20 protein-coding genes are annotated in these 19,584 nt (G+C 67.1%); 7 read left to right on the top strand and 13 right to left on the bottom strand.

Going from position 1 to position 19,584, the window contains the following annotated elements; all coding sequences use genetic code 11:
* Positions 1–183: 183 nt before the first annotated feature.
* Both AC5RT3_RS00500 and AC5RT3_RS00495 read right to left on the bottom strand, forming a co-directional pair.
* Positions 184–2,259 (bottom strand): PhoX family protein, encoded by a 2,076-nt coding sequence (locus AC5RT3_RS00500; protein ID WP_494123262.1) that lies wholly within the window; start codon positions 2,257–2,259, stop codon positions 184–186.
* Between the two features lie 232 nt (positions 2,260–2,491).
* Positions 2,492–3,502, bottom strand: coding sequence for an o-succinylbenzoate synthase (locus tag AC5RT3_RS00495; RefSeq protein ID WP_494123261.1), 1,011 nt, complete (start codon positions 3,500–3,502; stop codon positions 2,492–2,494).
* A 97-nt stretch (positions 3,503–3,599) separates the two neighbouring features.
* On the opposite strand from AC5RT3_RS00495, the gene AC5RT3_RS00490 reads away from it, so the two are divergent.
* From AC5RT3_RS00490 to AC5RT3_RS00480, 3 genes are all read left to right on the top strand, one after another.
* Positions 3,600–3,935, top strand: a complete 336-nt coding sequence (locus AC5RT3_RS00490; protein WP_494010281.1) for an ArsR/SmtB family transcription factor — start codon at positions 3,600–3,602, stop codon at positions 3,933–3,935.
* Positions 3,936–3,950: 15 nt separating this feature from the next.
* Positions 3,951–4,457, top strand: a complete 507-nt coding sequence (locus tag AC5RT3_RS00485) for an SRPBCC family protein (RefSeq protein ID WP_494123260.1) — start codon at positions 3,951–3,953, stop codon at positions 4,455–4,457.
* Between the two features lie 128 nt (positions 4,458–4,585).
* The gene (locus AC5RT3_RS00480; protein ID WP_494051125.1) at positions 4,586–5,491 is read left to right on the top strand and encodes a phosphatase PAP2 family protein; all 906 of its coding nucleotides are present in this window, start codon (positions 4,586–4,588) and stop codon (positions 5,489–5,491) included.
* Positions 5,492–5,500: 9 nt separating this feature from the next.
* Here AC5RT3_RS00480 and AC5RT3_RS00475 read toward each other — a convergent pair whose 3' ends face one another.
* The 8 genes from AC5RT3_RS00475 to AC5RT3_RS00440 all read right to left on the bottom strand — a co-directional run bounded on the left by AC5RT3_RS00475 (position 5,501) and on the right by AC5RT3_RS00440 (position 12,728).
* On the bottom strand, positions 5,501–6,634 hold the full coding sequence (locus AC5RT3_RS00475; RefSeq protein WP_494123259.1) for a glutamate--cysteine ligase: 1,134 nt from the start codon (positions 6,632–6,634) through the stop codon (positions 5,501–5,503).
* 681 nt (positions 6,635–7,315) lie between these two features.
* Positions 7,316–7,813, bottom strand: coding sequence for a hypothetical protein (locus AC5RT3_RS00470; protein ID WP_494123389.1), 498 nt, complete (start codon positions 7,811–7,813; stop codon positions 7,316–7,318).
* Positions 7,813–8,460 carry a signal peptidase I gene (locus AC5RT3_RS00465; RefSeq protein WP_494123258.1) on the bottom strand — a complete coding sequence of 216 codons (648 nt, stop codon included), beginning with the start codon at positions 8,458–8,460 and terminating at the stop codon, positions 7,813–7,815. The genes AC5RT3_RS00470 and AC5RT3_RS00465 overlap by 1 nt, the downstream gene beginning before the upstream one ends.
* Complete coding sequence (locus tag AC5RT3_RS00460) at positions 8,450–9,058, bottom strand: SipW-dependent-type signal peptide-containing protein (RefSeq protein ID WP_494123257.1); 609 nt, start codon at positions 9,056–9,058, stop codon at positions 8,450–8,452. The genes AC5RT3_RS00465 and AC5RT3_RS00460 overlap by 11 nt, the downstream gene beginning before the upstream one ends.
* Before the next feature lie 69 nt (positions 9,059–9,127).
* Positions 9,128–9,670 carry an alternate-type signal peptide domain-containing protein gene (locus AC5RT3_RS00455; RefSeq protein WP_494123256.1) on the bottom strand — a complete coding sequence of 181 codons (543 nt, stop codon included), beginning with the start codon at positions 9,668–9,670 and terminating at the stop codon, positions 9,128–9,130.
* 142 nt (positions 9,671–9,812) lie between these two features.
* Positions 9,813–10,724, bottom strand: a complete 912-nt coding sequence (locus tag AC5RT3_RS00450; RefSeq protein WP_494123255.1) for an LssY C-terminal domain-containing protein — start codon at positions 10,722–10,724, stop codon at positions 9,813–9,815.
* The gene (locus AC5RT3_RS00445; RefSeq protein WP_494051131.1) at positions 10,721–11,425 is read right to left on the bottom strand and encodes an esterase/lipase family protein; all 705 of its coding nucleotides are present in this window, start codon (positions 11,423–11,425) and stop codon (positions 10,721–10,723) included. The genes AC5RT3_RS00450 and AC5RT3_RS00445 overlap by 4 nt, the downstream gene beginning before the upstream one ends.
* 85 nt (positions 11,426–11,510) lie before the next feature.
* On the bottom strand, positions 11,511–12,728 hold the full coding sequence (locus tag AC5RT3_RS00440; RefSeq protein ID WP_494051132.1) for an MFS transporter: 1,218 nt from the start codon (positions 12,726–12,728) through the stop codon (positions 11,511–11,513).
* A gap of 153 nt (positions 12,729–12,881) precedes the next feature.
* Here AC5RT3_RS00440 and AC5RT3_RS00435 point away from each other — a divergent pair, with 153 nt between their 5' ends.
* Positions 12,882–13,226 carry a thioredoxin domain-containing protein gene (locus AC5RT3_RS00435; protein ID WP_494051133.1) on the top strand — a complete coding sequence of 115 codons (345 nt, stop codon included), beginning with the start codon at positions 12,882–12,884 and terminating at the stop codon, positions 13,224–13,226.
* Here the strand turns inward: AC5RT3_RS00435 and AC5RT3_RS00430 are convergent.
* The gene (locus tag AC5RT3_RS00430; protein WP_494051134.1) at positions 13,148–15,040 is read right to left on the bottom strand and encodes a hypothetical protein; all 1,893 of its coding nucleotides are present in this window, start codon (positions 15,038–15,040) and stop codon (positions 13,148–13,150) included. The two genes, AC5RT3_RS00435 and AC5RT3_RS00430, sit on opposite strands and share 79 nt — an antisense overlap.
* A 6-nt stretch (positions 15,041–15,046) precedes the next feature.
* Between AC5RT3_RS00430 and AC5RT3_RS00425 the strand changes: the two genes are divergently transcribed.
* Positions 15,047–15,577: a hypothetical protein gene (locus AC5RT3_RS00425; protein WP_494051135.1), complete on the top strand. Its 531-nt coding sequence runs from the start codon at positions 15,047–15,049 to the stop codon at positions 15,575–15,577.
* A 197-nt stretch (positions 15,578–15,774) separates the two neighbouring features.
* Here the strand turns inward: AC5RT3_RS00425 and AC5RT3_RS00420 are convergent, their stop codons facing one another.
* Both AC5RT3_RS00420 and AC5RT3_RS00415 read right to left on the bottom strand, forming a co-directional pair.
* On the bottom strand, positions 15,775–17,559 hold the full coding sequence (locus AC5RT3_RS00420) for an EAL domain-containing protein (protein ID WP_494051136.1): 1,785 nt from the start codon (positions 17,557–17,559) through the stop codon (positions 15,775–15,777).
* Complete coding sequence (locus AC5RT3_RS00415; protein WP_494123254.1) at positions 17,556–18,392, bottom strand: alpha/beta fold hydrolase; 837 nt, start codon at positions 18,390–18,392, stop codon at positions 17,556–17,558. The genes AC5RT3_RS00420 and AC5RT3_RS00415 overlap by 4 nt, the downstream gene beginning before the upstream one ends.
* Before the next feature lie 151 nt (positions 18,393–18,543).
* Here AC5RT3_RS00415 and AC5RT3_RS00410 point away from each other — a divergent pair, with 151 nt between their 5' ends.
* Both AC5RT3_RS00410 and AC5RT3_RS00405 read left to right on the top strand, forming a co-directional pair.
* Entirely contained in the window at positions 18,544–18,870 is a 327-nt protein-coding gene (locus AC5RT3_RS00410) for an ArsR/SmtB family transcription factor (RefSeq protein ID WP_494051138.1), read from the top strand.
* Entirely contained in the window at positions 18,867–19,499 is a 633-nt protein-coding gene (locus AC5RT3_RS00405) for a cation diffusion facilitator family transporter (protein WP_494123253.1), read from the top strand. Before AC5RT3_RS00410 ends, AC5RT3_RS00405 begins: the two co-directional genes overlap by 4 nt.
* Positions 19,500–19,584: the final 85 nt, after the last annotated feature.

Genomic DNA, 19,584 nt, shown 5'->3' with positions numbered 1-19,584 from the left:
GCCAGCTCACTTCTGGCGGTTCAAACCCAAACCCCCGCTCAGATCTGGCGGCCACAACCCAAACCCTCTCTCACCTACGGCGGCTTAAAGGGGTACGCTCTCTCACTGTCCGCCGCCCCAGCAGGCAGACAGTGAGAGAGCGTTGATCCCAAAGGCGCCAGAAGTGAGCGCGCGTGCGGAGGGTCAGTCGCGGACGGGGAACACCTGGATCACGGACGGACGCGGGGCGCGCGCCTGGCCGGGAGCCGGCGTCGTGCCTGCCGCAACGTAGTCGGGGAAGAAGGACACCTGGTTCTCGAAGGTTCCGTCCTCGCCCGGGTGCTGCACGGCAACGAACACGCTGCGCTCCTCGTCGTGGATGATGGGGCCGCAGGTCTCGGCGTCGCGCGGGACGGCGAGGAACTGCTCCACCTTGCCGCGCTCGGCGCCCTCCAGCGTGACCTTGAACAGCCCGTCCGCCCGGCCGATGCCGGAGGGGGCGCCGTCGGTGGAGATCCAGAGGTTGCCAACGGAGTCGAACGCCAGGTTGTCCGGGCAGGAGATGGGCGAAACCTTCTCCACCGGGAAGCCGGAGAAGTAGGTGACGTCGCCCTGGGCCGGGTCGCCACAGACCATCAGCAGGTTCCAGGTGAAGGCGGTGGAGGTCTGGTCGCCGGTTTCGGTGATCTCCACAATGTGGCCGTCGCGGTTCTGGTTGCGCGGGTTGACCTCAGTGGCGCCCTCGTTCGTGCCGGTGCCGCGGTTGGAGTTGTTGGTGCAGGCCACGTAGACCTTGCCCGTGTGCAGGCTTGGCTCCACGTCCTCGGCGCGGTCCATTTTGGTGGGTCCAACCTTGTCGGCGGCCAGGCGGGTGTACACCAGGACCTCTTCCACGGACATGCCGGGCACGGCGGACTTGCCGTCAAGCACCAGCGGCAGCCACTCGCCCGTGCCGTCGAAGGCGCCGTCCGAGGGAACTGCACCGGTGCCGGTGATTTCGGCGGCGGGCGAGTTTCCGGTGAACTTGGCCACGTAGAGACTGCCGGCGGACAGGAGGGTCATGTTGTGCTTGCGGTCGCCCTCGCGGTACTTGTCCTTGGACACGAACTTGTACAGGTAGTCGAAGCGCTCATCGTCGCCGGAGTAGGCCACCACGTGACCGGACTTCGCGATGATGACGTTGGCGCCCTCGTGCTTGAAGCGGCCCAGCATGGAGTGCTTCTTCGGTGTGGAGGTGGGGTCGAACGGGTCCACCTCCACGATGTAGCCGAAGCGGTTGGCTTCATTCTCGTAGCCGGGGTTGCGGGTGTCCCAACGCGGTTCGTCCAGCTCCCACTGGCGGGCGGTGGGCTTGGACGTAATGCCGTAGCGCTTGTCGCCGGCGGACATGCCGTTGCCTACGAAGTAGCCCTGGAAGTTTTCCTCACCGGACAGGATGGTGCCCCACGGGGTGGTGCCGCCGGCGCAGTTGCCCAGGGTGCCCTTGATGAAGCGGCCGGCAGGGTCTTCCACGGTCTTGACCAGGGCGGAGCCGGCGGCCGGCCCCGTGAGCTCGTACACCGTGGAGTTCAGGAAACGGCGGTTCAATGCCGCACCCTTGACGTAGGTCCACGCCTTGTTCTTGTTCTGGCGCTCCAGCTCCACCACGGACAGGCCGTGCGCAGCTGCCCCCACAGCGCGCATCTGGTCTGCCGGCATGGTGGGCGGGAACATGATGGCGTCGTTGGTGTACTCGTGGTTGGAGAACAGCACCGCGCGGCGGCCCTTGCTGCCCGGGATCTCCAGGATGTCCGTGTAGTCGTTGTTGTAGCCGAACTGCTTCTCCTGCGCCGCCGCCGTCTGGTTGGCCAGGTCGAACTCCGGCGCGTCGTTGAACATGGGGTCGCCCCAGCGGATGACCGGCTGCCAGGTGAAGCCTTCGGGAACGGTGACCGCGTCAACCATGGCGTCAATGGACGGGATGGCGGTGAACTGGAGCTTGGACTTGCCGAAGCCTTCCTTCGCTGCCTTGGACAGGCCGGCGGCGGAGGCGGAGTCAGGCGAGGTCACTGCTGAACCGAGGACGACGGCGAGCGCACCGGCGGCACCGAAGCCCAGGGCGGCGCGGCGGGACATGGTGGCGGAGGCGATGTCGCGGAAGTAGCTGTTGGAGCTGGTGTTGCAGACATCGCCGGCGCAGGCGTTGTCGCACTTCAGGGCGCAGGTGACGGCACTGCGCTTGCCCTTGGTATGGCCGAGCATCGGCAGCAGCGTGAATTTGCGGGTGGGCGTTTCAGACATGAGGGTGCCTTCCAAAATGTTCCTCTGGGGTCCGTGCCACCCTGTCAGGTGCTTTCTACGGGGAAACATCAGACAGGTGAAGCCAAGGTTAACCGCCTATGACCTGCAGGAACGTCTGCGGGAGTGAGCGGGCGTCCCGGGGAAAGCCGCCACAAGTGAGCGGGCGTCCCGGGGAAAGCCGCCACAAGTGAGCGGGCGTCCCAGGGGAAGCCGCGGGAAGTGAGAGAGGGTCTCAGGCGGCGAGGACGGCGTGGACGCGGCGCAGCCTGGCCAGCCACCACTCCTGGCGCTCCGGCGAGGCCGAATACCGCTCCAGCAGCCCGGGATCGGCCGTGACGTCGCGAAGGCGTATGGCGCCGTCGTGGGCCGTCAGGGGGTCCAGGGTGACGTCCGATTCAAACAGGGACACCGTCCCCAGCCCGCACGCGTACGGCAGTTCCGGCAGTGCGGCGGCCAGGGCCAGGCCTGCACGGATGCCCACCGAGGTGTCCAGCGCGGAGCTGACGACGGCGGGCAGGCCGGCCTGCGCCACGATATCGAGGGCCCGCCGCACTCCCCCGAGCGGCGCCACCTTGACCACCACCAGGTCGGCGGCGCCGGCCCGGGCCACACGCAGCGGGTCGTCCTCCTTGCGGACGCTTTCGTCGGCGGCGATGGGCACAGGGATGCCGGCCGCACGCAGCTGCGTGCGCACTTCCGCGAGGCCCTCGATGGTGGGCACGGGCTGCTCGGCGTATTCGAGCCCGACGGCGGACAGTCGGGTGAGTGCCTTGACGGCCGTGGGCACGCCCCATCCGCCGTTGGCGTCCACGCGCAGGGCGGCATCCGGCAGGGCGGCCCGTACGGCGGCGAGCCGCGCAACGTCGTCCTCGAGGGTCTGGCCCCGCTCCGCCACCTTGACCTTGACGGCGTCCACCCGCCCGAACCGGGCCAGCACACCTGCCACCAGTTCAGCAGGAACCGCCGGCACGGTGGCGTTCACCGGAATGGCAGTCCGCAGCGGTGCGGGGAACCCGAGCCAGGCGGCCTCGATGGCAGAGGCAAGCCAGCGGGAGGCCTCGGCGTCGCCGTACTCGGGGAACGGGCAGAACTCCCCCCACCCGGCCGGGCCCCGCAGCAGCAGCGATTCGCGCTCCAGGATGCCGCGGAACTTCACCCGCATGGGCAGGCTGACCACGTGCGCGCCGGCCAAAAGGTCTTGCAGCAGGGGCAGGTCCGGCAGAGGCGAGGCGCTGGCAGGCATGGCATTCACCCTACCGTCGGTGGAAACCCTCCCGCAGAACGGTGACGGCTTGGTGATGGGTCTTCAAAACATATCAATATGGATATACGATGATGCAATGGCACGCGCAGCTACTACAGAGGACGCCTTCAATGCGGTGGCCGAACCGCGGCGTCGGGAAATCCTGGACGCCCTGGCAGCCGGCGAGCGCACGGTAGGTGAACTTGTGGACCGGCTTGATCTTGCCCAGCCGCACGTGTCCAGGCACCTCCGGGTCCTCCGCGAAGTGGGCGCCGTGCACGTGCGGGACGAGGGCAGGCAGCGCATCTACTCGCTCAACGCAGAGGCCTTGAAGCCCATCTATGCGTGGGTGGCGGGCTATGAGCACCTCTGGGCGGAGCGGTTCGACCTGCTTGAGGACGTGCTTGACGAACTGAAACAGCAGGACAGCTAGATAAGGAGCAGGACAGTGGCAGAAACAGGCAGCAGCACCATGGACGTCACGTTCCCCAGCGACGAGGAAATCCTGATAACCCGCACGGTCAACGCGCCCAGGCACCTGGTATACCGGGCCTGGACCACCTCCGAGCTGGTCCGGAAGTGGTGGCCCGGCCGCCGGGGCGAGATGACCGTCGCGGACATGGACTTCCGGGTGGGCGGTACATGGCGGTATGTCATGGTGGCCCACGGCGGGTTCGAGGTCGCCTTCCACGGCACGTACCGGGAGATCGTCCCCAACGAGCGGATCGTGCACACCGAGGTGATGGAGATGCCGGAGGCGGCGCCCGACAGCCAGGAAGGGGCCGTGGTTAACACCGTCACCTTCGAGGAGGCCGACGGCGGCGGCACCACGGTCAGCATCCGCACCAACGCGGGCAGCAGGGAGGTCCGCGACATGATTGCCCAGTCCGGCATGGAGGGCGGCGTCCGCGAGCAGTTCGAGATCATCGAAGAGCTGGCAGCGGCCCCCGCCTGACCCGGCTGCCTCCCCCCAGGGGCAGAGGCCCGGCCCTGCCTCAGGGCGGCGGCCCGGCCCTCCCCAGGGCGGCGGCACGCCCGTCAAGTCCAAGCGGTCTCCCAGCTTTCTGTGACACCCTTAAGCCGATGACAATTTCACGGCAGGCAGGCATCAGGACCGCATCCCGACCAGCTCCGGGCTCAGGATTCCTGTTCATGCTGGCAACCCTGGCCTGCGTGGCCGGGCTGGTCGCCACCTACTACTACTTTGTCCAGACCACCACGGGTCAGTTCATCGACGAGTCGGCTTTGGTGGAGGCCGTGGAACTCCATGGCCCGGCAGGCAAGGCGAGCACCAGGTTCCTGGATCTGCTGCCCACCATCTCGCTGGTGATGGCCGCCGTCGTGGTGCTGTTTGTGACCGTGATCCGCAAGCGCTGGGCGGAGGCCGGGATCGCGGTGGCTGCGTGCATCGGCGCCAACGTGGCCACTCAGGTGCTCAAGGCCCTGCTGCCGGCCCGGCCGGACAAGGGCGTGGTGACGCTGGATATTAACTCCCTCCCGTCCGGCCACACCACGCTGGCGGCCTCGGCGGCGGCCGCGGTGTTCCTGATGGCGTCCCCGCGCTGGCGCCCGATGGCCGGTTTTGTGGGCGGCACGTTCGCCATCGCCTCCGGGGTTTCGACGCTGATCAACCAGTGGCACCGGCCCGCGGACGTGGTGGCGGCGTTCCTGCTGGTGGGCGCGTTCATGATCCCTGCCGGCTGGCTCATCGTGCGGCGGGGCGCCTGGAACGCCTGGGACGGTTTCGGCGGGCACATCGGTTCGGCCCGGATCTGGCTGACGCTGCCGGTTCTGCTCGGACTGGCCTCGGCGGCGGTGGCCATATACTCGCTGATCCGGATCGCGCCGAGCCCCTGGCAGGAGGCCAGCACCACCAACTACTTCTGGGCCGGGATCTCGTTGATTGTCATAGCGGGGTACCTGGCCACGGTGGCCACCACCTCGCTGTTCGCGTTCGCGGCACGACGCCGGGGCTCCCCGCGCCGCTAGCAGGAACCGTTACAGCACCAGGCCGCGGTTCAGCGCAGCCGCCCTTCCAGGCTCGCGCGGCGCCGTGGCGGGCATGCACGTGGCGGTGACGGCGTCGGCCACCACTGTACGCAGGCTCAGGGCCCCTGCGTAGGAGTTCCGCTGCACTGCGGCACCCGTCCCCCGGTGCAGGACCTGGAACAGCAAAGACTCCACAACACTGAATTCGCCTTGCTCCTCCAGGACCGGGCGGAGGTGGTCCAGGAGGGCCACCAGCACCTCGAAGGCGCCCTTAGGCGTACCGGTGAACGGGTCCGCCAAATTGCCGTCCAGTCCGTAGCGGCTGGCCTGCCAGGACGCAAGCCGCAACTGCGTGGCCGAGGCCGGCACCGGCATGATCCCCTCCCGCCACTGCCGGGCCGCCGTCTCCACCAGGCCCCGCACCAGGGCTCCCATGAGGACGGCGTCGTCGGCAAACAGGCACACGTCCGCCACCCGGACTTCCACGGTGGGATGCTTGTGGCTCAGCCGCGCGTCGAAGTAGAGGTTGGCCTGGTCCAGCGGGACCCCTGAGCTGAGAATCTGTTTCAGCTCGTGCCGGTAGGCGGCAGCGGAACCGAAAATCTCGGCAGGCCCTGTGGTGGGCCACCGGCTCCAGGCTTGGGAACGGTAGCTCGCGTAGCTCGTGTCCGTCCCTTGCCAGTAGGGCGAATTGGCGCTGATGGCCAGCAGGACGGGCAGCCAGATCCGGATGCGGTCCAGGATGGCCACGCCCTCCTCCTCCGACTCGATCTCCACATGCACGTGGCAGCCGCCGGTCAGTTGCTCCACCGCGGTGAGCCCGAACTTCTCCATCAGCCGAGAGCAGCGCTCCCCCGGCGCCAGGGTGGACTGAACGGGCACGGGCGAGGTTGCCAGCGCAGCGGCCCGCGCGCCCACCCTCCTGGCCGCGGCGTCCGCGCTCTTCCTGCCGTCCGTGATGTCGTGGGCCAGCTCGGCAAGGCTGATGCGTGGCAGGGTGCAGGTTTCGATCTGCTCCTGCTTCATCTCGCTGGTGAGGCGGGGAAAATCGCTGAGCTGGTCAAGGACCGCACCCAGCGGCACGGGGTTGCCGCCGTCGTCGACAATCAGGAACTCTTCCTCAACACCCAGCCGGCGCGTCATCGTGCGCCTTCAAACGTGCAGGTATCCATAGCCGGCATCCGTCCCATTCCTAATGCACAACCATTCCGGAAAAAGTAAGCCACGGCGCTCCTCGGCGTCAGTCCGGCGGGCGTCTGCTCAGCCTCGCAGCATCGTCACACACTACCCATGGCTGCAGGCGGCGGGAAGGTGGCGGGCAGCATAAGTTTCCATGAACGTACGACGGCGGACGGGGCCCGGATTCGCCGGCTCCCACCGGCACCGGCAATTCCTGTGGGGAATTTGACCGTTTCTTGATGGCCTCGAGGTCCCTTTATTGATCCACACACTGAATAGTTGCTCTTGCCAGGCCGAAAGGCCCCGGCCGGATGGCTCTCCTGCAAGCCATCACTCTCCTGGCGGCGTCTTGAAGTGGGCGCCGCCAGGTACCCGGTTCCGGCCCGCACCTCCTGCGCCCCGGACCCACTTTCCTCGCCGCTCGGAGCTGTTCAGCGCGCCGCGGCCCCCAATTCGCTGGAACGCTGCGCATTCGCTGTATCGGAACAGCGATCCTGCAGCGCTCCGGCGAATTGGCGGCGGCCGCCCTTCCACTGCGGATTCCCGCTGAACGCACACCAGTGAACGCACGCCAGCTCGGCAGGAGCTGGCGCCACTATGTGGGGGGACATAGCGGCGCCTGCTTCCGTCGAGCTGGCGCGGCGCCTACAGCGCCGTTGAGACGCAGGTGACCTTGTTGCTGTTGTTACCTTGTTCCAGGTCAACCACCGCGGTGGCACTGCCGGTTGACTGGTCGCTGTAGGTGGCAGTCACGCGAATGGTCAGCCGTGCCGTGGACCGGTTCACCACCACGATCGGCGAAGTGATGTCCAGGCTGATGGTGCTGGACGCTCCCAACGTCACGGACTGGTTGTACGAGGGACCGTAACTGCCGTCGGCCTGCAGGGCCGCGTAGGTAAGGGAGGCAGGCGTTTTCGTCCCGGTGGCGGTCAGGGTGGCGTGGGTCCGGTTGTTGTTGTTGGTGCAGGTGAAGCCGGTGAGGACATCGCCCGGCCAGGTGGCTGCGGTACTCACGGTCATGGTCGCCGTCGCGCTTTGCTGCCACAGGGCCGACGCCGACGCGCCGCCCACGCCCAGCGTCACCGTCAGTGCGAAGGCGCCGACGGCGGCTCCGGCACCCGGGAGGTCCCGGAACTTGCCCATCACGATGCCCCAGCCATGCGGGACTGGCGGGACTTGCGCACTGTTGTGAAGACCGTGGCAGCGCCGTAGCCGATGAGGCCGATGGCAGCGAAGCTGATCCAGGTGCCGCGGTCGGAGTTGCCCAGCGCGTTGGCCACAAAGCCGACGTAGGGAACTGCGTAGAACAGCTTGCCCTTGACCTGGATTTCCCTGACGGGTTCAGGATCGTTCACGCCGTTGTTGTCGCCCCGCGTGATGAGCGTCTTCTCGCCCTGCTGCGCGGCGCCGAAACCGACCACCCGGTGCGTCTCCACCTCGGGCCGTCCCGAGTACAGCTGGAACGTCACCACGTCGCCGTACTGGATCTGGTCAAAGGCGACCGGCTTCATCACCAAGAACGTGCCCGGCGGGAATCTGGGCGCCATCGAGTTGGTGAGCACTGTGTAGGGCTGCGAGCCCGTTGCCACCGGCAGCACGATCAGGACCAGCGCGGCGAACAACGCGATCATCATGGCGGACATGCTGGCGATGCGTCCGACGGCGGTCCACGCACCGGCGCCCCCGCCCCGGCCCGGTGCCGCTTCCGACGGCGGCAGTTCCGCCGGATGCGCGTCCTCCCCATCCGGGGTGTGGCCGACGACGGCGCGTTCTGTCAGGTCAGCAGCCACCGGGCACCCCGCACAACTGACGGGCGGTGAGCGGAAGGGTGATGTTCACTGCTTGTCCTTTCACGGTGGTGGGGGCGGCCGCGCTGAGGCTGGCCTGGAAGCAGAAGACGGTGGACCCGCCTTTGGCGACCGCCGGCGAAACAAGTCCCGCGGAGCCGACCGGCGCATAGCTGCCGGTAGCGCCGCACTCCGCGGCAGTGGCCGCGGCCTTGGCGCTGACTGTCACGTACTGGGCCAGGCTTCCGCCGGACGCATTCGCCACGACCGGCTGCCCTACAGTGACGCTGGTGTTGAAGGTACCGCCGGCGTTGGTGTTGTTGGTGACTGCCACGCCCCCGTACACCGAGGTTCCGGGCGAGAGTGTGGCCGCCGGGGTGATGGCCAGGTTTGCCGGCTGCCCGGTGGCCAGCGTCATGTTCGTGACCTGTCCGGACGGAACTGCGCCGAGCGCCACATCGAATGACGCGGAGGCAACAGTCCCGGGGGCGGCCGACGCGCTGGCACTCCAGAGGGCGTACGTGCCCTGCACGGTCAAGAGTCCCAGGAGCACTGCCGCGGCGATGAGCGCCGCCGCCTGAAGTGAGCGCTTGGTGCGCATTGGTCTTCCTCCTGGTCCTGTTCCTTGGTCCGACAGGCGGGTGGCTGCGTCAGCCACCCGCCGTTTTGGTTAGGAGAGGCCGGACTGAGTGACCTGCGTCAGGGTGAATCCGACGTTGTTGAAGTTGTAAGTGGCGTTTACGTCCGCCCGGCCCGCCGTGCTGGACAGGAACTCGAAGGTGATAGTGGCGGTGACCGTCTGTGCCGATCCGGTGGGCTTCAGCGGATTGGAGACAGGGTCTTCATCCACCGTGAGTACAGGTGCGGAAACGGAAACGTTGGCAGGAGTGAAACCATTAGTGGCGGTGATGCCGGTTGTGGCGATATTTGCAGCCATCTTGTCGCCCACCAAGGTGACCGTCAGGTCCTGCGTGTAAGTGAGCTTGTCGCCCGGAACCACCTTGTAGGTGCCGATGGTGACAGGATCGCCATTGCGGTCGGTCCAGGCTCCGGCGCTGGTGGCGTTGACGAGGTTCAGGTCACCGGCCACGATAGTGCCGGGTGCCTGGCTGGCGGAGGCATTCCAGTTAGCGAGCGTTCCGCCGCCGCCCAGCAGCAGTGCTGCGCCCACGGCGATGGCTGCGGTGCCCTTGATCAGAGTGCTGTTCTTCATGACGTGTCCCCTCAGACTTTTGATGTGCGTGTTGTCTAGCTGGGGACCACTCTGCACGGCGAAACTCAGGACCTATGGGGTGAAAGGGTCAAAGAAGCTCAAATTATCTGAAAAATTGAAAAAATGCCGCTGACCTGCGCTTTTACCGGTCACCGGCCTCTGGATGACCCGGCTCATAGAGGTCGATGATGGGCAGGTGCCCGTCGGTGCGGATGGCGTCGCCGCCGCCGTTGCGGTGGTGGTAACCAGTGGAGTAGTTGAGGATGACGTGGACCGACTCCACGGCGCGCGCGGCCTGGAGCGTCTCGATGATGAAGTCCCGTTCCTCGTCCGTGCGGTCGGCGATCTTGTGCGTGATCTGGAACGTGAAGAGGGACAGTCCCACGCTCCGGTCATAGGTGCCGGCACCCACGAAATCGACAGGAATTCCGCCGGGCAGCATCCAGCCCTCGGGGCATTCCCAGAACCGGACGTGGTGGCGCTTGCGCGGATTGCCGTCGATCTCGCGCTGGAACGCCAGGTCCTGGCGGTTGCCGAACACGTACAGGGAACTGACCGGCGCTTGCGGGTAGCTCCGCCCCAGCATTGTGGACGTCAGGGTCCGCCAGGCGGTGGCGGGTGTGATGGGGTCCGCCTCCACCCAGCCGGCGGAACGCATCGCCCGCCGCAGCTCGTCCCCGGTCCCCACCACCGCCAGGTTCACGGGGTCGCCCAGCACGCCGTCACCTGTCCTGGTCCGGCCGATGAAGTAGTCCGGGATGTAAAGGCTGCTGAGGATCTTGTGGATGCGCGGCAGCAGGGCATACGCCAGGATCAGCCACACGGGCAGGAACACCCAGGCCTGCTCGGGACCGCGGGACAGCCGCGAGAGCAGGAAGAACCAGACGGCCCATCCGACGGCGATGGTCACCAGCAGGTACAGCAGCCGCTGCAGCACCGCCAGCACGGTGGCCCACCGGCTCTGCCGCCGCTCGCTCGAACTCTCCGGACGCGTGTGGTCAGGCTCCTGCGGAGCCGGCCGCCCGGCGTCGTAATTCCTTTCCACGGAACTCACGGCTCGTCCGGGGTCAGCTGCTCCACGATGATCCGGGCCGTTTCCGGATCCCCAAGGATGCGGAAGTGCCCGGCCGTGGGCAGCTCGATGTTGGTGGCACCCGGCAGGATGCTGCCCTCCGGGATGTGGGGGTCGAAGGGTCCGTAGATGGACGTGATCCGGCTGTTGATGGTTTCCTCGCGGGCCAGCTCCAGGGTCAGGGCGTTGCGCGGCGAGAAGATCCGCAGGCTGGGCAGCAGCATGTAGCGCGCGTAGGTGGAACCGGAGAAGGGCGTGCACACGGTGATCATCCGGGAGATCCGCTGCTCCGGGTCCAGGTTGAGCATGGCGTACTTTCCGATCAGCCCGCCCTTGCTGTGGGCCACGATGGCCGCGTCCCGCAGCCCGGCTTCCTCGATGTGCTGCGCCACCAGCCTGGCCGCCGCCGGCACCTTCAGCTTGTTCCGCTGCAGCACCGTGACCACGTGGACGGGATGGCCGGCGTCGTGGACGGACTGGATGAGGGGCAGCATGAACTGCCAGTTCTCGTACACGCCCGGGATGATCACCACGGGACTGCGGTGTCCCTGGTGGAACGACCCCGGCTGCACGCGGGACAGCATGCCCTCAACCTGGCATATCGCCGCATACACGTAGTCCTGCAGCCACCACAGGCCCTTCTGCAGCGCACTGATCCGAGTGGGAATCGCCGTTTCACCCATCTGTCGAGGATAACCGCCTCTTCAGTTGCGCTATCACTCCTGGTCCCTAAACCGGCGTTTTAGCCACCTCAAGTGATAGGGCAAGTCAGTAGTTGCGGCGGTGCTTCAGGCGGGGAATCACGACGGCGAACACGGCTGCCGCCGCGAACCCCAGGATGCCCGTGGCCGAGATTCCGGCGCCCAGCGAGGCCAGGGCCGTCACCCCGGACAGGAGCACTGGCCCGCCGGTGGAGCCGGCGTCAGCCATGAATCGCCACAACCCCAGGAACTGGCCCCTGCCGCGGTCGGGTGAGAAGTCGGCGCCAAGGGTCATCACCAGTCCGGAGCTGATGCCGTTGCCGAAACCGATCAGCAGCGCCGCGAGCAGCAGCCCCACGAAGGATCCGGTGAGCGGAATCAGCAGCAGCGCCATGCCCATGAGCAGGGTTGACGGGACGGCTACGAACTGCCGGCCCCTGCGGTCCATGAGCTTGCCTGCCGGGTAGAACACCAGCATGTCGATGGCCCCGGACAGCCCGTAGATCAAGGAAGCGGAGGTGGCGTCCATGCCCAGGTGGTCCGCCCACAGCGGGATCACCACCTGCCGGGAGGAACGCAGCGCGCTCAGCAGCAGGATGCCCACGCCCAGCGAAAGGAAGACCCCCGCGTGGGATACCGCCATGCTGCGGAGCGTGGGCTGGGGACCGGCCGTCGCGCCGTCGTGCGTTTCCGCCGCGGCCAGGTCCGGGATGGTGAGGGACAGCAGCGCCGCGGCCGCCATCGCCACCACGCCCACCCAGTACGCGCCGCCGATGCCGGCGAACTGCATCACGGCTGCGCCCAGGAACGGGCCTATGAACACACCGATCCGGTTGACCCCGCCCAGGGTGGACAGCGCCCGCGCGCGGAATTCCACCGGCACCGCCTCGGTGAGGTACTTCTGCCGTGCCAGGCCAAAGACGCTGCCGGTCATGCCGACGACGGCCATCGCCGCCGCGAGCAGCCACAGCCCGCTGGGCACCACGTAGGACAACCCGCCTGCGGCCATTGCCGCGGCGGCGGCGACGGCGGCACCCACGATGGACCATCGCTCACCGAATTTGAGGGTCACCAGGGAGGCGGGCAGGTTGAAAAGCCACGAACCGAGCCCCATCAGGGTGACAATCAGGGCTGCGATGGCAACGGATGCGCCGAGGTCCCGGGCCGTCAACGCCACCACCGGAAGGATGGCCCCCTGCCCGATCCCGAAGAGGAGCGTGGGCCCAAAAGCGGCAACCGCAATGCTGCGAAGGCTGAAGGGCTGGGGGTCGTCCGGGGAAGTCATCGGATTCATCCTATGGCGGCGCCGCTGTGCGAATTTCCCCGCTGCCGTTCCCCCACATCCACCAAAATTCGGGGGTCACAAACGGCCTGCACAGGAGTAGCGTTCGCCTTATGGGGCGCTGATCCGCGCCCATAGCCAAGGGGAGGTCATCTGATGGGTGAAGTGTGGATCCGAACGCTCGGCAACGGGCTGGTCCGGGCAGCAAGAGTCACCGAAATTTCATCCACCCGGGGATCACTCCACGAGGACCAGGGGTACTCCCTGAAAGTCATCGTGGACGGGAAAGGCCACGTCCTGATCGACGACGCCGAACTTCAGGGCAGCCTGGCTGAGCGGCTGGAGTACGCCCGCCGCATGGAGGACGCCCTGCTGCTCGCCATGGACGAGGCCCGCGCCAGCGACGCCTCCGTGGTGATCTCCTACGAGCCCGAACGCGAGCGCTGGTCTTCAGCGCCGGTGGCGGAGTTAAGCGGCAGGCTTCCCGAGGTAGTCGGCTGACCCTGCCGTAAACCCGCGGTCGGGGAACCCTGGGCCCGAAAATCTGATGTCCGTGCCGGCAGCCCGCTGATGCTGGTGCGGGTGAAGCACAGCGCCCAGAGTGCGACAACCAGCACCACCACCAGGACCCACGGCAGGTCCGGCCAGGCGAGCATGAACGGCACGGCCACCGCCACCACGGTCACAATCAGCAGGTACCAGGCGACGTACCACCATGGGTTTGCCGGCCGGTTGCGCGCGGGGTCGCTTGATTGCCGGACGGACGGTTTCCGCCTGCGCTGAAGCCGGTTGTGCAGCACTCCCCACGCCGGCCCGTTCAGGAGTCCCACCAGTACACCGGCGAACACGGCCGTGGTCACCGCCAGCACGCCCCAGCTCTGCCAGTGCCCCCAGTGGTAGGAAGGGCCGGAACACAGCCAGGAGGACCACCATGGGTCCTGGCCGGCCCCGGGCGGGCCGCATTGCACCAGGTTCCGCGCCCACCCCTGGGAGCCCAGCCAGGCCAGGGCCGCCGGGGCGCTGAGCCCTGCGGTGAGTACCGAGAGAAGCCGCGTCACGCCCAGGCTCTTGACCATGACGCGGTGCGGACGGAGGCGCCGGTCGCCGTCGAGCCCCCGCAGGGCAAGACCGTGAGGGTCGGAGGGCGGGTCCAGGATCAGCCGTGCCAGCGGATCCAGCACCTCCACCCTGTTGCTGGAGTAGACGATGTGGTCATAGATCAGGGCGGACCGGTTATAGACCGGATGCTCCTCCGGGCCGGGGCCGCCGTCGCCCGCGGTGTCCCGGGCATAGATCTTGCCGAAGACGGGCAGTCTGCCGTTGGCGTGGGTTGAAATGGGGCCTGCCGGCACGAAGTCGAACTTGCCCCACACATTGATCCACCGGGGCCGGTCCGGGTTCGCCAGCCAGTCGGTCACTGGGTCCTCCCCCGTTCCACCGCCCCACTGGGCGTACCCCAGCAGGTCGAGCCCGCTGCCCACACTAACGAAGTTTGTGGCCCGCGCCTGGTTCTGGAACAGGACCTGCCCGGTGATCGCGGCACCCTGGCTGTGCGCCACCACCGTCACCTGCGTCCCGCCGTCGTGGTCCCAGCGCTGCAGCGTGTCCACCACCCGCTGCCGCATCGCGGCAGCCTGCAGGGGCTTGCGCTTCCACACCTGGGGATCGCCCAGGAATTCGGCGAACAGGGAGACGATCTTGCCGATCCACCGGCCCGGCCCGGGAATCCAGGCCAGGACAATGGTCAGCAGCAGCACCACCAGCACGGCCAGCAGGATGAAGAACCCGGCACACGCCGCCAGGAAGGTCAGGATCGCCTGCCGCAGCCGGGCACCCAGCCATGCGAGGCTGGCCCGCCGCCGGCCCGGATGAAGGTTCCACCTGATCAGCTGCAGGGACCTTTTGTACACCCGCAGTGCGGTGCGCAGGGCCCAGGAGTACGTGGACGCGGCCGACGCCGGTTCGAAGTCCCTGCCCCAGGACGCCTCGGTCATGAGCACCGTAAGGTAGTCCGGCTTTGCGCCGGCATAGCCGCGCAGCACCTTCACCCATACCTCGGGTGCATCGCCCACTGCGTTGGCTTTGGTGATCACCAGGTGCGGGTGCGGGGCGTTCGGCGCCATGTCCAGGGAAAGATCATGGAGGCTGAGCATCAGCGGCTGAGCCCACTCCTGCAGCGTCCCGCCTTTCAGGGCCCGGCCCATGCCGTGGACAAACACCACCGCGTGGTCCGGGCGGGTCCGGGCATGTTCGCCGGCACCGCCGCTGCTATCCGTGTTCGCGTCCCCCAGGCCGTCGCTTGCGCGCTTGCCCATGGGCTAATGATGGACCTGCACCCGGCGGGAAGGAAGCTTCGAAGCTGGCGCGGCGCCACCGGCGGAACTCTGCGTCATGAAACAACAGTCGATGTAATAAACATCCTCATGTTGCGTGCGTCACATTCTGCCCCTACTCTGGATGAGGCTGATGCAAACGGCCATAGCAAGAAGCTGCAGCGTCGCAGCCAATGCCGGGGAAGGCTTTACATTTTGAACTCAAAGCTCAACATTGTTGTCCGTATCGATCTCGACCAAGCACGAGCCAAGGTGATTGCAAAGGGGCATATCACCGTCCATAGCGTCAACGCCCTTTATGTAGTGGCAAAGCGGGCCAATTCCCTTCGGGAAGGCCTGGATCTGGAACTGGATATCTCACATGCCCGTGTTGATGACGCGGCGCTTGAGATGCTCCGGACCTCATCGGAGACGCATCATCTTCCAACCCTGATCGATCCGCAGCAGGCACCGTGCACCATCAGCGTGCTGGCGCCGCGCAGGAAGGCCGCCGTTCCGGCAGCCGCAATGGCCGCATAGGCCACCGCCAAGGCAACTCCCAGCGCCCAGTACGGGGCCCCAGAGCCTGCCACCTCAACCTTCGATTTACAGTCTTTCGCCCTGCCCTCCACCACGGTTGTACCCGCCTATCCGGGTAGCCGTGCCGGGCAGGGCGAAATAGTGAAAACTTTACTTTTCCCTCCTGATGTCCGGCCGCCCGAGATCAGAAGGGATGATCAGGCACTGACCGGCCGGCCGCCCCGGTTGGCTTGCAGCCATTCCTCCAGAAGCGGGGCCGGCAGCGGGCGGGCGAACAGATACCCCTGCGCAAGGTCACAGCCCATGGCCCTCAGCGCCTGCTCCTGCCCGGACGTCTCCACGCCTTCGGCAACGGCACGGATGCCCACGGCGTGGGCCAGGTCGATGCAGCTGCCCACGATGGCGGAGTCACCGGAGTCCGAGCCGAGTCCCGCGATGAAGGACATGTCGATCTTCAGTTCGTTGATGGGGAACTTCTTCAGGTACGTCAGGCTTGAATAGCCCGTACCAAAGTCGTCAACAGCCAGGCCGACACCCAGGTTCTTCAGGGCGGTCAGCGACTCAAGCGCGGCGGCCGGATCGGACATCAGAGCCGTTTCCGTAATTTCCAGCTGCAGGAGCGCCGGATCCAACGTCCAGAGCTGAAGGGCGCCCTTCACTTCATCCACCAGTTCGGGATCATTGAGCTGCCGGGCGGAAAGGTTGACGGCGAATTCCAGGTCCGCGTTCCGGGGGTCCTGCCGCAAGGCTGCAGCCTGCTTCAGCGTCTCGTTCAGCACCCAGGCACCCAGGGGGCGCACCAGCCCTGATTCCTCGGCCATGGTGATGAATTCCGACGGCGGCAGCAGCCCGCGCGTGGGGTGCTGCCACCGGACCAGGGCCTCCACGCCGCTGGCGGCGCCGGTCCGCAGGTCAATTTGGGGCTGGTAGTGCACCCGGAGGGCGCCGTCCCTGATGCCCCGGCGCAGTTCACCCAGTGCGCGGAGCCGGTCCACGGTGGGATCCGTTTCGGCGGGCTCGTGCAACTCCCACCGGCCGCGCCCCCGCTCCTTGGCCCGGTACATGGCGATGTCCGCGCGGCGGATCAAGTCTTCCAGCGTTTCATCCGTGTTGTCCGCCACCGCAATCCCGATGCTCGCGGACGTTACGATTTCCAGGCCCTCAATCTGCATCGGCGCCCGAAGGACATCCAGCAGGCCGGCGGCCAGTGCCACGGCCTCCGGGGTCTCGACGGCGGTCCGCACCACCAGGAATTCGTCACCGGAGAGCCGGGCAATGGTGCCCGTTCCCGAAACCGCGGCCCGCAGCCGCTCCGCCACGGCCATCAGCAGCTCATCCCCCGCCGAGTGCCCCAGGCTGTCGTTGACGGCTTTGAAGTGGTCCAGGTCCAAAAACAGGACGGCCAGCGTCGCCTTGCCCCTGCCGTCCAGGAAAGGCTCGAGCGCCATTCTCAGCCCTGCGCGGTTGGGAAGTCCGGTCAGGGAGTCGTGCAGGGCGAGCCGCTGCAGTTCCTTCTCCGCCTGTCCCCGTCTGGCCTCGGATTCCTCTGCGGCCCGGAGGGCGGCGACCAGTTCCTTTTCGAACATCCTGCGTTCATGGGCGCTGAAGATGATGACGCGGACACTGGCGGGTTCCTGCCCGGAGCCGGGAATCCGCTGTGCCGAGAGCAGCGCGGCGCGGCGTTCGCCGCCGGCGTCGATGATCTCCACCGCTATCTCCGACACTGAGCCGTTGATGCCCAGCTGCGGTATGCAGTGGGTTGAGTAGAGAATCTGGTCACCCACGGGCATGAGGTCCTGCAGCCTGCGGCCGAGAAGGTCGGGACGGGCGAAACCGGTCCACCGCACAAAGGTGTCGTTGACCGCGGTGATGCTGCCGCCGTCGTCCGTTACCAGGTATCCGCACGGCGCCTGGTGGAACAGCGCCTCAAAGTCGTCCGGCGTTTTGTCGTGGCCCGCGGGCGGGCCTGGGGCGTCCGTCACGGGCGGGACTCAAGGTATCTCAGGATGGCGCGGGCCGTGTCCTCGGGAGCACTGACATGCGGGCAGTGGCCGGTTGCCGTCAGTTGCACCAGTGTGCTCTGCCCCAGGTGCCGGTGCACGTAGGCGCCCACCTCCTGCGGTGCGAGCAGGTCATCGGAACATTGCAGGATCAGGCACTCGGAGCCGGCCTTGTCCAGCACCGGCCGGCTGTCCGAGAGGAAGGTGACCCGGGCGAAATGCCGCGCGATTGAAGGGTTGGTGCGGCAGAAGCTGCTCCGGAGTTCCTCCGCAAGCTCCGGGGCGTCCGGGTTGCCCATGGCCATCGGCGCGAGGGCTTCGGCCCAGGCAACGTAGTTGCTGTCCAGCGAGGCGAGCAGGCCCTCGATGTCCTCCTCGGAAAACCCGCCCACGTACCCGTCGGCGGCGTCGTTGTGGTAGCGGGGCGACGGGGCAACCAGGACCAGCCGGGAGAACCTGTCCGGTTCCCGGACGGCGGCGATCAGCGCGATCATGGCGCTCACACTGTGGGCCACCAGGATGACGTCCGGCAGGTCCAGGGCGGCGCAGATTTCCAGCAGGTCTTCGGCATAGCCGTCCAGGGTCCCGTATTTGTCGCGATCATAGGCGTCCACATCGGAGCGGCCCGCTCCCACATGGTCGAAGAGCACCAGGCGGTAGTCATCGGCGAAGTAGGGCAGCAGCCGCCGCCACATGTCCTGGTCGCAGCCGTAGCCGTGGGCGAACATCATGACGGGCCCGTCTGCGCGCCCGGAGACTGTGATGTTGTTCCGGCGGATCAGCTGCGACGCTGCCTCGGTTGCTGCTGTGACCATCCGTACCGGCCCCCAGGGTTAGTAAGCAGGGTGATTTCCTACCTCAGATAGTAGCGGCGGGAGAAAGTGAAACTCACAATTGTTGAAGGTTGTGGCTCTCGTGCTGAATACAGCTGGACCTGAATACATCCCTCGCTGTACATTCGCTGGCATGGAAACGCTGACGCATGCACCGGTCCTGGCGCGCTTCGGGTACGCGGTGTCCGACCCCACCCGGGCCCGGATCCTGTTGGCCCTGGCCGACGGCCCCGCCTACCCTTCCGACCTCGCCGAGTCACTGGGCGTGTCCCGCCAGAGCATGTCCAACCACCTGACCTGCCTGCGCGGCTGCGGCCTGGTGGTGGCGGTCCCGGACGGGCGAAGGACCAGGTACGAACTGGCAGACGGCCGTCTGGGCCACGCCATCCGCGACCTGCTGGGCGTGGTGCTGGCTGTTGATCCAGCCTGCTGCGCCCCGGACGGGACGTGCACGTCATGAGCGGCCTCCAGCTGTCACCGGCGCCCGCCCGGCGCGCGGTCCTCACCCGGCGCATCCGGTTCCTCGCGGCAGCCACCATCACCTACAACATCATTGAGGCCTCCGTTGCGCTGTGGGCCGGCGGCATCGCAGGCTCTGCGGCGCTGATCGGGTTTGGGCTGGATTCCGTGATCGAGGTGGCGTCCGCCGTCGCACTTTCCTGGCAGTTCGCCTCGAAGGACCCGGAGCGCCGTGAGCACCTGACCCTGCGGATCATCGCGCTGTCCTTCTTTGCCCTCGCCGCGTTCGTCTCCTTCGACGCCGTCCGAGCCCTGCTCAGCAGCGAACCAGCTGAGCATTCGACGCCGGGACTCATCATCGCCGCATTGAGCCTGGCCGTGATGCCGGTGCTGTCCTGGCTGCAGCGCCGGGCCGGCCGCGAACTGGGATCCAGGACGGCTGTTGCCGACTCCAAGCAGACACTGCTGTGCACCTATCTCTCGGCCGTCCTCTTGGTGGGCCTGGTCCTGAACAGCACGCTCGGCTGGTGGTGGACCGATTCCGTAGCGGCCCTGGCCATCGCGGGCATCGCCGCCCGGGAGGGCATCAACGCGTGGCGGGGCGAGGCCTGCTGCGCCGGCTGCGCCTGACCTGCCTTCTGGATACGCCCGCTCACTTGTGGCGCCTCCTGGACGGACGCCCGCTCACTTGTGGCGCCTCCCGTACGGACGCCCG

The organism is Arthrobacter sp. Y3221159, from assembly GCF_059089885.1.
This window is presented reverse-complemented; position numbering and strand designations above follow the sequence as displayed.

What these genes read in the sequence shown, in the direction of transcription:
- AC5RT3_RS00455 (WP_494123256.1), bottom strand. Translation starts at nt 9,670, where the DNA reads ATGAAGAACAGCACTCTGATCAAGGGCACCGCAGCCATCGCCGTGGGC.
- AC5RT3_RS00470 (WP_494123389.1), bottom strand. Translation starts at nt 7,813, where the DNA reads ATGGGCAAGTTCCGGGACCTCCCGGGTGCCGGAGCCGCCGTCGGCGCC.
- AC5RT3_RS00500 (WP_494123262.1), bottom strand. Translation starts at nt 2,259, where the DNA reads ATGTCTGAAACGCCCACCCGCAAATTCACGCTGCTGCCGATGCTCGGC.
- AC5RT3_RS00415 (WP_494123254.1), bottom strand. Translation starts at nt 18,392, where the DNA reads ATGGTCACAGCAGCAACCGAGGCAGCGTCGCAGCTGATCCGCCGGAAC.
- AC5RT3_RS00405 (WP_494123253.1), top strand. Translation starts at nt 18,867, where the DNA reads ATGAGCGGCCTCCAGCTGTCACCGGCGCCCGCCCGGCGCGCGGTCCTC.
- AC5RT3_RS00430 (WP_494051134.1), bottom strand. Translation starts at nt 15,040, where the DNA reads ATGGGCAAGCGCGCAAGCGACGGCCTGGGGGACGCGAACACGGATAGC.
- AC5RT3_RS00435 (WP_494051133.1), top strand. Translation starts at nt 12,882, where the DNA reads ATGGGTGAAGTGTGGATCCGAACGCTCGGCAACGGGCTGGTCCGGGCA.
- AC5RT3_RS00425 (WP_494051135.1), top strand. Translation starts at nt 15,047, where the DNA reads ATGATGGACCTGCACCCGGCGGGAAGGAAGCTTCGAAGCTGGCGCGGC.
- AC5RT3_RS00440 (WP_494051132.1), bottom strand. Translation starts at nt 12,728, where the DNA reads ATGACTTCCCCGGACGACCCCCAGCCCTTCAGCCTTCGCAGCATTGCG.
- AC5RT3_RS00460 (WP_494123257.1), bottom strand. Translation starts at nt 9,058, where the DNA reads ATGCGCACCAAGCGCTCACTTCAGGCGGCGGCGCTCATCGCCGCGGCA.
- AC5RT3_RS00480 (WP_494051125.1), top strand. Translation starts at nt 4,586, where the DNA reads ATGACAATTTCACGGCAGGCAGGCATCAGGACCGCATCCCGACCAGCT.
- AC5RT3_RS00410 (WP_494051138.1), top strand. Translation starts at nt 18,544, where the DNA reads ATGGAAACGCTGACGCATGCACCGGTCCTGGCGCGCTTCGGGTACGCG.
- AC5RT3_RS00495 (WP_494123261.1), bottom strand. Translation starts at nt 3,502, where the DNA reads ATGCCTGCCAGCGCCTCGCCTCTGCCGGACCTGCCCCTGCTGCAAGAC.
- AC5RT3_RS00475 (WP_494123259.1), bottom strand. Translation starts at nt 6,634, where the DNA reads ATGACGCGCCGGCTGGGTGTTGAGGAAGAGTTCCTGATTGTCGACGAC.
- AC5RT3_RS00445 (WP_494051131.1), bottom strand. Translation starts at nt 11,425, where the DNA reads ATGGGTGAAACGGCGATTCCCACTCGGATCAGTGCGCTGCAGAAGGGC.
- AC5RT3_RS00490 (WP_494010281.1), top strand. Translation starts at nt 3,600, where the DNA reads ATGGCACGCGCAGCTACTACAGAGGACGCCTTCAATGCGGTGGCCGAA.